General features: G+C 55.5%; 13 protein-coding genes. 4 read left to right on the top strand and 9 right to left on the bottom strand.

The genetic code is table 11. The annotated features are described in order from the left end of the window. Positions 1–416 precede the first annotated feature (416 nt). Entirely contained in the window at positions 417–671 is a 255-nt protein-coding gene (locus IGS16_RS02535; RefSeq protein ID WP_297083073.1) for a hypothetical protein, read from the top strand. Positions 672–780: 109 nt separating this feature from the next. Here the strand turns inward: IGS16_RS02535 and IGS16_RS02530 are convergent, their stop codons facing one another. Both IGS16_RS02530 and IGS16_RS02525 read right to left on the bottom strand, forming a co-directional pair. Further along, entirely contained in the window at positions 781–1,119 is a 339-nt protein-coding gene (locus IGS16_RS02530) for a hypothetical protein (protein ID WP_297083071.1), read from the bottom strand. Beyond that, positions 1,119–2,174, bottom strand: coding sequence for a D-Ala-D-Ala carboxypeptidase family metallohydrolase (locus IGS16_RS02525; RefSeq protein WP_297083070.1), 1,056 nt, complete (start codon positions 2,172–2,174; stop codon positions 1,119–1,121). The genes IGS16_RS02530 and IGS16_RS02525 overlap by 1 nt, the downstream gene beginning before the upstream one ends. A 435-nt stretch (positions 2,175–2,609) precedes the next feature. Between IGS16_RS02525 and IGS16_RS02520 the strand changes: the two genes are divergently transcribed. Beyond that, positions 2,610–3,521, top strand: a complete 912-nt coding sequence (locus IGS16_RS02520) for a cation diffusion facilitator family transporter (protein WP_297083066.1) — start codon at positions 2,610–2,612, stop codon at positions 3,519–3,521. A 116-nt stretch (positions 3,522–3,637) separates the two neighbouring features. On the opposite strand, the gene secG is transcribed toward IGS16_RS02520, so the two are convergent. The 7 genes from secG to rplI all read right to left on the bottom strand — a co-directional run bounded on the left by secG (position 3,638) and on the right by rplI (position 12,061). Continuing rightward, positions 3,638–3,868, bottom strand: a complete 231-nt coding sequence (gene secG, locus IGS16_RS02515; RefSeq protein WP_172354524.1) for a preprotein translocase subunit SecG — start codon at positions 3,866–3,868, stop codon at positions 3,638–3,640. 283 nt (positions 3,869–4,151) lie between these two features. Next, a complete protein-coding gene (gene gpmI / locus IGS16_RS02510; RefSeq protein ID WP_297083065.1) occupies positions 4,152–5,750 on the bottom strand; it encodes a 2,3-bisphosphoglycerate-independent phosphoglycerate mutase in 1,599 nt (532 codons plus the stop codon). Positions 5,751–6,503: 753 nt separating this feature from the next. After that, complete coding sequence (locus tag IGS16_RS02505; protein ID WP_297083063.1) at positions 6,504–8,216, bottom strand: ABC-F family ATP-binding cassette domain-containing protein; 1,713 nt, start codon at positions 8,214–8,216, stop codon at positions 6,504–6,506. Positions 8,217–8,427: 211 nt separating this feature from the next. Further along, positions 8,428–9,030 carry a Uma2 family endonuclease gene (locus tag IGS16_RS02500; protein ID WP_297083061.1) on the bottom strand — a complete coding sequence of 201 codons (603 nt, stop codon included), beginning with the start codon at positions 9,028–9,030 and terminating at the stop codon, positions 8,428–8,430. 173 nt (positions 9,031–9,203) lie between these two features. Continuing rightward, the gene (locus IGS16_RS02495; protein ID WP_297083059.1) at positions 9,204–9,707 is read right to left on the bottom strand and encodes a hypothetical protein; all 504 of its coding nucleotides are present in this window, start codon (positions 9,705–9,707) and stop codon (positions 9,204–9,206) included. Between the two features lie 140 nt (positions 9,708–9,847). After that, the gene (gene dnaB / locus IGS16_RS02490; RefSeq protein ID WP_297083057.1) at positions 9,848–11,203 is read right to left on the bottom strand and encodes a replicative DNA helicase; all 1,356 of its coding nucleotides are present in this window, start codon (positions 11,201–11,203) and stop codon (positions 9,848–9,850) included. Between the two features lie 387 nt (positions 11,204–11,590). Next, complete coding sequence (gene rplI / locus IGS16_RS02485; protein WP_068509765.1) at positions 11,591–12,061, bottom strand: 50S ribosomal protein L9; 471 nt, start codon at positions 12,059–12,061, stop codon at positions 11,591–11,593. A 237-nt stretch (positions 12,062–12,298) separates the two neighbouring features. Between rplI and glyQ the strand changes: the two genes are divergently transcribed. Beyond that, positions 12,299–13,183, top strand: coding sequence for a glycine--tRNA ligase subunit alpha (gene glyQ, locus IGS16_RS02480; RefSeq protein ID WP_297083054.1), 885 nt, complete (start codon positions 12,299–12,301; stop codon positions 13,181–13,183). 406 nt (positions 13,184–13,589) lie between these two features. Further along, a partial coding sequence (locus IGS16_RS02475) for a hypothetical protein (RefSeq protein ID WP_297083052.1) occupies positions 13,590–13,848 on the top strand: 259 nt, incomplete at its 3' end.

The raw sequence follows: 13,848 nt of genomic DNA, 5'->3' as shown, positions 1-13,848 counted from the left end.
TTTCTTCAAGCTATTATTTCAGGACTTATGCACCTGCGATAAATTTTCTGGGTTTTGGAGGATTTCTCGCGGACACAGCCAGCGAGAAATCCTCCAGATGCGTAAGTCCTATGGTTACAGAAAGACTTTGTATTGACCAGGATGCCAGCTAACAGTCGCGTGCAGACTGCTTAAAGATCCTTCGATAATTATCAGGACGCTGCTGGTCAGAGACGGCGTCGAACCGAGACGGGATGCTGGAGGCGGGTGCCAGCATGTTTTTATCCAAGCCCTATGTCGTAAACGACTTGCTGCAATGCGCCTATGACATCACCCATCCCTGAATAAGCCTTAAGAGGTGGGCGATCGCCTTGAAAATTAGGGATAATTAGGTTAACCATAGGTTAAGAACTCGTTAAGCCCTCAAGGAGGCATTCATGGCTGATTACTCTAATTTCTTCGCGCCGCGCAGCCGCTACTATGGCCCGGTCAAACCCGAAAACCTGGTGTTCAACGCCAACCTGCAAGAGTTTTCTCACCGAGTCAGCCTGCTGTGCGGTCTGGAAACCAACGGCAAGCTCTCTCCTGAAGAAACCTACCAGGAGATTAAAGCGCTCTGGAAGCAGCTCAAACAGTCTAAGAAAGCGCTGGGCATTGGGCAGGCTCCGAGTGCTGCCGAAGACGATCACTGACTGGGCATTCCAGTCTTTCAAGAGTCCCAAACAACAGTTCAAATGGGGAGTTCAGACCGCTGGACTCCCTTTCTGCTTTCTAGTCTGGAGGCGAGGGATGCGGAACCAATTAATCAACCCCCAAATACTCGTTCACATCCTCTAGCAGGCGCGTCAGTTCTGCTTCGGTCGTTAGCCGGATGCGGTCGTCGCGCACCGTCACCAGCACCTTCGCCGCAAAGGGGCTGGGCCAGATGTTGGGGTTGCAGAAAATTTCTAGAAACACCTCGCCCGTATGCTGATATTCCATCGGCGGTTTCGGGCTGGGGCGGCCGCCAGTGCCGCTAGACGATACAGCTTTCAGGTGTTCCATCAGGAGGGCGATCGCCCCCTTTAGCTCTTGCGCGGCTGCTGGCGAAAAGCTAAACGACACCGACCCTTCCACCAAATTTAATCTCAGTTGCGTCATCAAAAGCCCCACTTGCGTTTCACGCCTACATCTAGATGCAGAATATGCCGTCGGTTGCCCGCATAGATGCCCAGTCCGCCTGGCCACCAGCCCACCAGCATTTTCGCCAGATCTGCCCCCATATAGCCCTGCACGACAATATCCACCGCCCCCCCGCCGAGGTGCTGGCTGCGCCGCGCTCCGCCTGCTTTGGAGTTGAATGGCTCTGGACGATACCAAGAGGTAATCCGGAAGGGCTTGCCGATTTGCTGGCGGGCTTTTTCAAGCTGCGTCGCCAGTCTTACCATATTCTCTACATGCTCAGCCGTTTGGGGCAGTCGCGTGCAGTTGTGGGTCGCCTCGCCCCAGGTAAAGGAACCATTGGGAATAATCGGCTGGTCAGAATAGACTGTACCCCGATTTCCAACTAGCTTGATCTCCTTGCCAGAGAAGGTTTTGGGTGCGGCTGCCGGAGCCGCCGCAGCGGTCGCCATTGCCACCGCCGGAGCCGCCGCCGGAATCGGATACACTACTTTGTCATCAAATTTTACCTGGGCCTCTTGGTCCGACACATGCCACAGGCTGATACCGCGAATGTATTGCTCTGGATTGTTGATGGCAAAGCGAATATGCCCCTTGAGCGGGCCGCTGGAATCGGCATAGGCGTAGGAATGCAGGTCAAAGGTCATACCTTTTGGGACTTTGAAGATTTCTTCTTCGGTGAGTTCTGCAACGGGCACGGGGCGGCGCTTGATGACCGTGTCTTGGGTGATTTCTAAAATCTGCGCGGCGGTTTGCTCTTCGATGGGATACACCACTTCGCCGTCCGATAGCACCTCTGCAAAGCGGTTATAGATATACCAGGTGTTGAATCCGCCGAGGTTGCCTTCCTTGAGCGCAAACTTGATGTGTTCGTCAAAATCTCCCGCTGAGTCGGCATAGGCGTAGGACTGAATTTCATACTCAGTGCCTGCGTCTACTTTGAATTGCTCGTTTTGCGGCAGATGACCGACATAGACGGGACGACGCTTTAAGACAGCACGGCTGTCGGTGATCTTGATGATTTGCTTCGTCATTGGAAGATCCTTGGATAGATGCGAGGGGCTAGATGCAACTGGCTAGACGCGACGAGTCAATCACGACCTGAATCACGACCTGAATCACGACCTGGATCACGCCTGGCTAGATGCAAGAGTAAAAGCCGTCCTGGCAGGGATTAACCCTATGCAGAGAGTCCAGTAACCCGGTTTAGAAGACTGATAGCAAGACAAGAATCGTTGCTCTGTTGAGGGTTGGAGGGCAACTTGGCGCAAAGCCTGACAACCAGAGGGCTTGGGTTTGTAGTCAGAGTTTTCATCTGGTTACAAGATTGCCCTCATAATAGCAATCAGCAGGTGGTCAGCGGGCGATCGCCCCTTGCCAGAGCGTTACGTTTCTCGAAGCGCCTCAACGTCCGAAGTGAGCCAAAGCACGCTAGTACTTCTGCCTAATTTCTGTCTACCGTACCGCCTATGACTCGCCAAGACCATCGCGCCACCGTGCGCCGCGTACTGCTGATCACGCTGGGACTAAATCTGCTGGTGATGGCGCTAAAGGCGACTGTGGGATTTTTAACGGGTTCCCTCAGCCTGCTGGCCGATGCGCTCCACAGCGTCACCGACTCCGCCAACAACATCCTGGGGCTGGTTGCCAGTCGATTCTCCTCTCCCTATCCCGACCGCAGCCATCCCTATGGTCATCAAAAGTTTGAAGCGGTGGGGGCCCTGGGGATTAGTGCATTTTTGGGGATTGCCTGTTTTGAAATTTTGCAGGGAGCCATCACTCGCATTTTGGGCGGTGGCGAACCGCTGACCCTAGAAGGCTGGGAGCTGTGGCTCTTGCTGCTGGTACTGGGGATCAATATTTTTGTCACATTTTATGAACGGCGCGTGGGAGAGCGCATTGGCAGCCCCATCCTGCTGGCCGATGCCCGCCACACTATGAGTGATGTCTGGGTCACGATTACGGTGATGGCTGGACTGTTGGGCGTGTGGGTGTTGGGGGTGCAGTGGCTCGATGTGGCGCTGGCGTTTCCGGTGGCGCTGCTGGTCTTTTGGAGTGGTTGGCAGGTCTTGAAGGAAAACTTGCCCTGGCTAGTGGATGAAATGGCGATCGCCCCCGAAAAGATTCACGCCATTGTCACCCAGGTTCCGGGCGTGGTGAACTGCCACAGCATCGCCTCGCGGGGGGTGGTGGGGCGGCAGGTATTTATCGAAATGCATCTGGTGGTGAGTGCCGAAGATGTAGACACGGCCCACGACATTACCGAAGCCGTCGAAGCAGCCCTGGAAGAGGCTTTTAGCCCGGTGCGAACGACGATTCACGTCGAACCGCAGCGGTACGTCTCTGACCAACTCACCTACGATACGACTGCTGAAAAATAGTGCCACCCGAAAACGGGGCGATCGCCCCATCGCTACTGCCCCTTACAAGCGCCCTTTACAGTTGCCAGGACTGGCTCTGAACCTAGCTCCGAGGCTGACTCTGCCGCTGACAATCCCTACGCCAGCCACTTGGCGCTCAGCACAATCGTCAGCCCAATAAACAAGACCGTCAGCGTCCAGGTGACGCGGTTCAGCGTGGTTTCAGCACTTTTGGTGCTGGTAAATAGCTGCGCCTGTCCGCCCAGCCCGCCCAGCCCATCGCCCTTGGGGCTATGCAGCAGCACCAGCACAATCAGTCCAACGGCAGAAATCGCCCAAATGATTTGAACAATGGAAACGAGCGTCATGAGGGGTTAGGGGTTAGGGGAAAGAGGTCGGAGCAAAATTCCAGTCGCTAGAGTGCTGCGGAACTAGAGCTCGCCCGACTTTAAAAACTCGACCAAAAATCGGTCAAGCTCTATTCTATCGAGAGTTTAGCGCTGTGAGAACGGCCTGCCGCTGAGTAATGCACTAAGGGCAGGGTCATAGAGGCAGGGACATAGAGGCAGGGCTATAGAGGCAAGGACATAGGGGCAAGGACATAGGGGCGATCGCCCAAGCTGCACCCTCTCACGCCCACCCCTACTTTCTCTACAGCGAAACCCGCACCGGAGTCCGATTCTGGCGCACGTCAAAGCCGACGGGTTCAATCAGCGACTGACCCGTCATTTCCACAGGCTGGGGAATCCGCAAAATTTCCAGAATGGTTGGCGCAATGTCTGCCAGGATGCCGCCATCGCGCAGCACGACATCGGTGCCGTGGCCAGGAATCTTCCGCTTTTCGCCCTCGACCAGGATGAAGGGCACGGGATTGGTCGTGTGGGCCGTCCAGGGCCGTCCATCCTCATCCAGCATGACTTCGGCGTTGCCGTGGTCGGCGGTAATTAGCGCAGTGCCGCCCGCTCTGCCGATGGCTTCGAGCAGTCGTCCGACACAGCGATCGACCGTCTCGACCGCCTGAATCGCAGCCTCCATTTTGCCTGTGTGCCCCACCATGTCGGGATTGGCGTAGTTGATGACGATCAGCCCATAGATGCCCTTTTCAATGGCGGCGATCGCCCCATCGGTCACGGCTTCGGCCGACATCGTAGGCGCACTGTCGTAGGTGGGCACCTGGGGACTGGGCACCATCGCCCGGTCTTCGCCCTCAAAGGGTTCCTCAATGCCGCCGTTAAAGAAGTAGGTAACGTGGGCGTATTTCTCGGTTTCCGAGGTGCGGAACTGGCGCAACCCATTGCGAGAAATAACTTCACCCAAAATATTGCTGAAATCTTGCGGCAAGAAGGCAACCAGCACCGGGAAGGTGGGGTCGTATTGGGTGAAGGTGACAAACGTCAGGTTAGGAATTTGCGTCCGCTCGAACCCGCTGAAGTTGGGATCTACAAAGACCTGAGTCAGTTGACGCGCCCGGTCGGGACGGAAGTTGTAGAAGATGACCCCATCGCCCTCGCTGACGGCCCCAGGCGCAATCCGCGTCGGTTTAACAAACTCATCCGTCACGTTTTCAGCGTAGAAGGCTTGCAGCACTTCTAGCGCTGTACGACCGTCGCCTTCGCCGTCCTGGGTCATTAGGTCATAGGCGGCCTGGGTGCGCTCCCAGCGGCGATCGCGATCCATGCTGTAGTAGCGCCCGCTGAGGGTGACAATCCGCCCTACCCCAATTTCGTCAATATAACGCTGGATCGTTTCCAGGGCAGCGAGTCCATCCGTTGGTCGGGTGTCTCGCCCGTCGGTGATGACATGAATGCACACGTCCGAGATACTCTGCTCCTTGGCCAGTTCCAACAGCCCGGATAGATGGCTGATATGAGAATGCACGCCGCCGTCGGAACATAGACCCACGAGATGCAGCTTGCCACCGCTCTGGCGCACGGCTTCACAGGCCTTGAGCAGGGCAGAGTTGCTCAGAATCGTGCCGTCTTCCACCGCGTCGCTGATGCGGACGAGTTCCTGAGGGACAACGCGCCCTGCGCCAATATTCAAGTGCCCCACTTCGGAGTTGCCCATTTGCCCTTCGGGTAGCCCGACGCTCTTGCCGGAGGCTTGCAGCAGGGTATGGGGATAGGCCGCCCAGAGGCTATCCATCACGGGCGTTTGGGCGGTGGCGATCGCATTGCCATCATCGCTGGGACGATAGCCCCACCCATCTAGAATGACCAGAACTACTGGAGAGATTGGCGCTTGTGCCATGAGAATCGCCTGAATGACAACAGATTAGGAACAGTTGAGAACAGAATTCAGTGCTTAAAACAATTGAGTATGTAAATACTTACATGAGTGATGCAAATTTTCCAGCAATAATATCACCCAATTCTTAAAAATCACCTAACTCCATCAGGAAAAAGATTTTTATGGAGCTTATGTAAGGAATTGAGTAGTTTTCCTGAGTAATTTCACCCAGGTGAATTAAGGATGACTCTGCCATGTCCCGCTACCAGTTGAGACAGGGTTCTCAATTCTCAGCACATCCAGAAAATACTGCGATACCAAAGTTTTGAAAAGCTGACATGCTCTCTAGGTCTAGGGTATCAGCCCTTATCCTGACTTAAGGACTGGTTAAGAAACCTGGTGTGAATCCTCACATTTCTCCGCATGTATGGGGTATTACAAAACTAGCTAAACCGATAAAGAGACACTATCGATCTCGGTTTTGCCCTGGAGATTCTCAGGATCAAGCTGACTTGGATTTCCCGCCACAAAACCATTGAGCTTCAAGCACAAGAAACTGTTATTCAACCGATTAGAAATCATTAGCAATCATTAGCAATCACTGGCAATCAACTGTAGCAATTAACGGTCAATTCGCTACGGATTGCGATCCCCAGTTCGTCCAGATTCTTGAATTGTGTCATGTTAATCGCTGATCCCTGTACTGATGCCCTCTATTTCATTTAGGCGGAACGCAACCTCACGACTCGCACCTTTACAGTGGCGATCGCCCGTCTAAGACGATTCTTTTTTGGCTTTCATTTTCTGTTTCTGCTTGTCGCGCTTGGCGGCGGCTTTGGCAGCTTTTTCGGCGGCGATCGCCTCCAGTTTGGCGCGTTCTCGCTCCTCTGCGACTTTTTCCAGGTAATAGTGATAGTCGCCACGATAGAGCCGCAGTTCTCCGTCGCGCACCTCGACAATTTTGGTGGCCACCTGAGAAATGAAGTAGCGATCGTGAGACACCACAATCAGCGTGCCGTCGTAGTTTTGAATGGCTTCCTCTAGCATTTCCTTGGCGGGGATGTCGAGGTGGTTGGTCGGCTCGTCCAAAATCATCAAATTCACCGGACGCAGCAGCATTTTGGCCAGGGCCAGCCGCGCTTTCTCACCCCCACTAAGGGCTTCCACTTTTTTGAACACCATGTCTTTGCTAAACAGGAATCGCCCCAGCAACGTCCGCACTTCTTCGTTTGTCCAGTCGGGCACTTCGTCGTGAATCGTTTGCATCACGGTTTTGCTGAGATCCAGCGCCTCCGCCTGGTTCTGCTCAAAATAGCCGGGGATCACGTTGTGGTCGCCGAGGGACACTTTGCCATCGGTGGGCTGCTCCATGCCCATGATCAGCCGCAGCAACGTGGACTTGCCGCAGCCGTTGGGCCCCAGAAACGCAATGCGATCGCCCCGCTCGATCAGCAGGTTTGCCCCCAAAAACAAAATTTTGTCTTCGTAGGTGTGGGTCAAGTCCTGGATCGTCACCACTTCGCGGCCGCTGCGGGGGGCGTCGGGAAATCGAAACTGGAGCGTCCGCACGCTGCCCGTCGGCGCTTCGATCCGCTCGATTTTTTCAAGCTGCTTTTCGCGGCTTTTGGCCTGGGTGCTGCGGGTGGCGCTGGCGCGAAAGCGATCGACAAAGGCCTGCTGCTTCTCCAGTTCCTTCTGCTGTCGCTCGTAGGCGGAGAGCTGCGCCAGTTGGGCTTCTTCTTTTTGCTGGAGATAAGCGGTGTAGTTGCCCAGATAGGTAGTGGACACGCCGCGCTCGGTTTCCACAATCTGTGTGCAGAGGCGATCGAGGAACTCTCGGTCGTGGGAGACGATGACCATCGGCGTGGTCAGCCCCTTGAGATAGGTTTCCAGCCACTCGATGGTTTCCAAATCTAGATGGTTGGTCGGTTCGTCCAGCAGCAGCAAATCGGGCGATTGCAGCAGGATTTTGCCCAGGCTCATTCGCATTTGCCAGCCGCCGCTGAAGGCGCTGACGGGGCGATCGCCATCTTCGGCAGTAAAGCCCATTTCCGGCAGGATTTTTTCAATCTTGGCTTCTAGCCCGTAGCCGTCCATCGCTTCAAACTTGCGCTGGAGCCGATCAAGCTGATGAATCAGGTCGTCCAGTTCCTCTGGCGAGGCGGTCTGCATCTGGTGCTGCACGTCTGCCAGCCCTTCATGAATCTGATTCACTTCGGCAAAGGCCCGCCAAAACTCGTCGCGCACCGTGCGGTTCGGATCGACCTCAAATTCTTGCGTCAGGTAGGCAATGTGCAGACTAGCAGGGCGAATGATTTCCCCAGTCGTTGGCTCCATTTCGCCTGCGATGATCTTGAGCTGGGTGGATTTGCCCGCGCCGTTGACCCCTACCAAACCGACGCGATCGCCCGGTTTCACTTCCCAGTTGATATCCTTCAGGACTTCGCCCGTAGGATAGATTTTGCTGATGTGTTCTAAACGCAGCATGGGTGACCTTGTGATAGGAGCGCGGTGATAGGAGCGCGATGAACCTGGCCAACACTCATCCGTTACAGTCGGTCATGAATTCGTGTAAAGCTCTCCATAATCTTAAGCATTTTTTAAGCATTATGGTTCGTTCTGCCCAGAAGGTTGGAGCAGCGACCAGAGAGTCGTCCTGAGAAAGATGCGAGAAAGATGCAGTCGTGGCGCTTGCCCATCACCAAATTTTTTCGAGACGCAGCGTAAACCCCGGCAGCACAGGGTCACCCCTGAGCATTTCTGGATTTTCCAAGACCTGTACTGGGCGATCGCGCTGATACACATACACTGTGCGACCAGGGCGATCGATCAGCCAGCCCAGGCTTGCGCCGTTGTCGAGATACTCCTGTATCTTGTCTTGCAGCAGGTTGAGGCGATCGCTCGCCGACCGCAACTCCACCACAAAATCAGGGCAAATCGGGGCAACGGAGGCCTGTTGTTCACCCCTCAGCGCGTTCCAGCGATCTAGCCGAATCCACGCCGCATCGGGCGATCGAATAGCCCCATTGGGCAGCGTAAACCCCGTACTGGAATCAAAGCCAATCCCCGTAGCATCTTCCTCTGCCCACAGGCCTAACTGCACGGTCAGGTTAAAGTTTCGGTTTCCGCTATCAGAAAACGTGGGGGGCATAATCATTACGACTCCGGTGGCGCTGCGCTCGATTCGCAGGTCGGGGTTGGCACGGCATAGCTCATGAAACTGCTCCAGACCTAGCGACATCTGAGCAGGCAACTCCACGGTCAGCGGTGTCAGTTCAGCGTGAATGCGGAGCGTCGTCATAGGGTGCTCATGAGGTACTCATGGGGTTCTCATGGGGTTCGGCGGAAAGCGGACGGTTGAGGCCATTGTAGTGCGACTGTAGTGCGACAGCAGAGCCAGGGTCAGAACCCCAAATCCATCCCAACTTCTCCAGTTAGAATCCCCAATCCAAAATCCAAAATCCCCCCAAGCCATCACCCAGAGTTATCGTTGGTCAATACAGAGATGAGAGGGCTGGACGGCTGGGCGCTGCTCGCTTCTAAGCCAGCTTCCCCAACCAGGGTTTTCAGTTCCACCAGCAATTGCTCCTCTTCGCGGTGCAGTTCCGTCAGCCGGGTGAGAATCTGGTCAAGCCGCTGGGTGGAGTTGTCTGAGTCAGCGTTGCTGGAGGGTCGGGTCGAAGAAGATTGTGACAGCCTCTTTGCAAGCTGGAATCCGCCGCCAAAAATAGACGCAAATAGCCACAGCGGCATCTGAAACAGCCGCAGCCAGAGGTTTTCCGTGAGTCGCCCGATCGCACCGAAGAGACCCACCAGCAGGGCAATCGCCCCGATGACCAGTCCCAGGGTCCACAGGGGATGTATTACCAGCCATTGCGCGATTGGGTGTGCGGCTAGCCAGGCTTGCAGTGGGGTGCTGAGGGATTGCAAAAGGCGATCGCCCAGTCCATCCAGCAGAGATTGTCCAAACGGGTTCATGAGAAATTAAGGGGGAGAGATCCAGACAGCGCAGGCGGCAAACGGCATCGCAAAAGACACCTGCATAACGTGCATAATCAGAGTCTTCACGATAACCGCAAATTTCTAACCCCTGACCCCGCTGCCCAAAATCCCCAAGCCTAACCCCGCCCCGGTGCGGCCAGGTTGCGGAAGCGGGTAAACTGTGGCTCAAACAGCAGCTTCACTGTGCCCACCGGGCCGTTGCGATGCTTGGTGATGATAATTTCAGAAATGCCGCGATCGGGCGTGTCGGGATTATAGTATTCGTCGCGATACAGCATGATGATCAGGTCAGCATCCTGCTCAATTGCGCCAGATTCACGCAAGTCGCTCATCATCGGGCGCTTGTTGGTACGCGACTCTACGCCCCGGCTAAGCTGCGACAGCGCAATCACCGGCACGCTCAATTCCCGCGCCAGACCCTTCAGCGCCCGCGTCACGCGGGAGAGTTCCTGCACGCGGTTTTCGCTGCCACTGCCCTCCATTAGTTGCAGATAGTCAATCAGCACCAGCCCCAGCGCCCCGCCCTGCTCCGCCTGGAGCCGCCGCACCTTCGAGCGCATCTCGGTGACAGAAATATCGGGCGTGTCGTCGATGAAGATCGGCATCTGGGACAGGGCGCTAATCGCGTAGCCCAGCGGCTCCCACTCATCCTGGCTGACCCGCCCCGCCCGCAGCCGTCCGCTCTCGATCTGGGCTTCGCTTGACAGCAGACGATAAACCAACTGCTCCTTCGACATTTCCAGGCTAAAAATGGCAACGGGCAGCTTGTGAAAGGCGGCAATGTTGCGGGCGATATTGAGACAAAAGCTGGTTTTGCCCATTGCGGGTCGCCCCGCAGCGATGATCAGGTCTGACCGCTGAAAGCCCTGGGTCATCGCATCCAGATCATAAAATCCGCAAGAAATCCCGGGTAGCACCAGCCCCAGAGAGCGGCTTTCGATGTCGGAAAAGGTGGCCGTGAGGATATCGGAGGTGGCGGTGAGGCTCTGGTTGGGGCGGGATTGCGTAATGTTGAAAATCTTTTGCTCAGCTTGGTCTAGCACCTGCTCCAGGGGGGTGCTGGTTTCGTAGCCCAGATAGGCGACCTCGTTGCCAGCTTGAATCATCCGGCGGCGCAGGTATTTGTCCATTACAAGGTGGGCGTATTGGTCGATGTTGACGGCGCTGACCGTGCGATCTACAAGTTGGGCAATACGGCTCTGCCCGCCGATTTTGTCGAGCTTGTTGTGGTCGTGGAGGTAGCTGGTGACGCTCATCAGGTCGGTGGGTCGCCCCTCGCTCTGGAGCGCTAGGGCGGCGCGATAGATTTCCTGGTGGGCGGAGATGTAGAAGGCTTCGGGGCGCAGCAACTCGGCGACGCGACCCAGCGCCTCCGGGTCGAGCAAGATGCCGCCCAAAATGGCTTCCTCTGCGTCGATGTTTTGAGGCGGGAGGCGATCGCTGTAGGCTTGAAAGTTCAGTTCTTGAACCATAGGGCAGGCGAGGGAGGCAGGGCGACAAGCAGAGCAACGAGAGCAGGCTTGGAGACGTGGGCTAGAGATGAGGCTTGAGAGACTGTCTAGAAGATAGTATCTGGAGTCTGCTATCTGGAAGCATCTGGAAGATACTACCGGTAGGAGGCGATCGCTATTGTACCCCTATAGGTAGAGTCGGCAAGGGGGCGATCGCAAAAAAACAGGCTGGACTCAGGGCTGGATTTGGGGGCAATTTAGCAGGTTTTCTCAGGAACACTCCGCCGATCTAGCCAATGCTTATAGCAACAACCTGGGCAGAGTATTTACAAAAGCATTTACAAAAAAGTACCCTGCGACTATTCTCGCAGAGTACTTACGTACTATTCAATAGACTTCTCCAAATCTTTACGCCTCTGCGTCCGCAGGCACCACCTCAATGTCTACCGTTGCGGTCACTTCAGGATGCAGCTTGATATCTACCCGGTAAGTCCCTAGCTTGCGGACTTCGGGCACCGTAATGCCGCGCCGATCCACTTCTTGACCGATGGCTGCTTGCAGCACCTCGGCCACTTCTCGATCCGTCACCGAGCCGAAAATTGCGTCCTTTTCCCCAACCTGTTTGGCAATCGTCAGACCAGAGAGCTTCTCCAGCTTGGCTTTGATTACGTCTGCCTCTTTCTTTAGCTCGATCAGGCGCTGACGCTCTAACTCGCGCCGCCGCTCCACCTGCTTTAGAATGCCAGGGGTCGTATGCACGGCCAAGCCTTGTGGCAGCAGGTAGTTACGGGCATAGCCAGGAGCCACGTCCACCAGATCGCCCGCCTTGCCCAGCTTGCTGACATCTTGATTAAGAACTAACTGAATCCGTTTCGCCATGAGCCTTCCCAAATAGTCCAGTTTGCTATTGTACCGAAATGTCAGGAAGAGTGTAAAGGAATAGGAAGAGAGAAGAACGAAGAACGAAGAACGAAGAGGGAAAGGAGAAAAAAGAAGAGAAAAGAGCAACATCAGATCCTCCATCCTCCAACACCCCGTCCCCCCAACACCCCGTTACTCATCCACGCGCTCCCAGGTAGTAGAATCTGAATCGACCCATTACCGGACGCTGGACTTGTGAACTTTCAGTCTGTTATTGCCACGCTGCATCAGTTTTGGAGCGATCGCGGCTGTTTGATTGTGCAACCCTACGACACCGAAAAGGGCGCAGGCACCAAAAGCCCCCACACATTTTTGAGGGCGATCGGGCCAGAGCCGTGGTCGGTCGCCTATGTGGAACCCTGCCGCCGACCGGGAGACGGGCGCTACGGCGAAAACCCCAACCGCGTGCAGCACTATTACCAGTATCAAGTGCTGATCAAGCCCTCGCCCAATAACATTCTGGATGTTTATCTCGAATCGCTGCGATCGCTCGGCATTCAGCCCGAAGACCACGACATCCGCTTTGTGGAAGACAACTGGGAAGATGCCGCCGTCGGCGCATGGGGCGTGGGCTGGGAAGTGTGGCTAGACGGCATGGAGGTGACGCAGTTTACCTATTTTCAGCAGTGCGGTGGCATCGACTGCCATCCCGTGTCGGTCGAGATTACCTACGGGCTGGAACGGTTGACCATGTACCTCCAGGGGGTTAACTCAATTTTCGACATCCGCTGGAACGACACGCTGACCTACGGCGATGTCCATCTCCAGGGCGAAATCGAAAACTCCACTTACAACTTTGAAGCGTCCAATCCTGATCTTCTGTTCAGCCTGTTTACTCAGTTCGAGCAGGAGGCCACCCGTCTGATGGAAAAGGAACTGGTGCTGCCGGCTTTTGACTATGTGCTGAAATGCTCCCACACGTTTAACCTGCTAGACGCGCGGGGCGTAATCTCGGTCACCGAACGGCAGCGCTACATCCTCAAAATTCGCGGGCTAGCGCGGCAGGTTGCCCAGCTTTATCTAAAACAACGGGAAGCACTGGGCTTTCCTCTTCTGAAGAAAGACCCCTGCCCCGTTTGATAGATAAGGCCGCGGCGCGTCTGTCGTGCAGGGGATAGAATTTTAGGCGGGAGATTTGGCGCTAGGAGATTTGGCGCTAGGAGATTTGGCACTGAAAGACTTCCGCCGAAGCGCTTCATATTCCGTAGCAATATTTTACTTGCATCGGGCGATCGCCTCTACTACAATCTTCCATCAAGCTGTAATTTTTCCAAGACGCAGCTTATTCCACTCCCCGAAAATATGGCCGGTTCGTCGATTACGGCATTGGTAGATGTTGACGCACCTACCAACGCCTGACCCCAGGACAGTAGTGGCTGTCTCAGGGCTTTGCCTATTGTATGGCCGCCTTGAAACCTGCTTTGCGTCGTTTGGGCGGCCATCTTTTCGGGGTTTCCCTACCTCGTTTCCAAGGAGGAAACCCCAAATGCTGACAATTCAATACACCTGGTCGTCCCCACGCTCGGAGGCGACCCAGTTTTCGCTGCCGCCGCTCACCTGCGAACTGCCCCACCGTCGCCGCCTGCGCCACTACATCATCGGCCTGCCCGAAGATGCCCAGATGGCCATCGACCGGCTGCACCTGCTCCGCTATGCCGAACGCTTCGAGTGGACTCGCGCCCTGGAATTCCCGCCCAACGGCATCGTCCTCAATGCCGAGCAACCCGGCGAAGTGCTGCGCTGCC

It is taken from the genome of Thermoleptolyngbya sp. C42_A2020_037, assembly GCF_015272455.1.
Classification (GTDB): Bacteria; Cyanobacteriota; Cyanobacteriia; order Elainellales; family Elainellaceae; genus Thermoleptolyngbya.
This window is presented reverse-complemented; position numbering and strand designations above follow the sequence as displayed.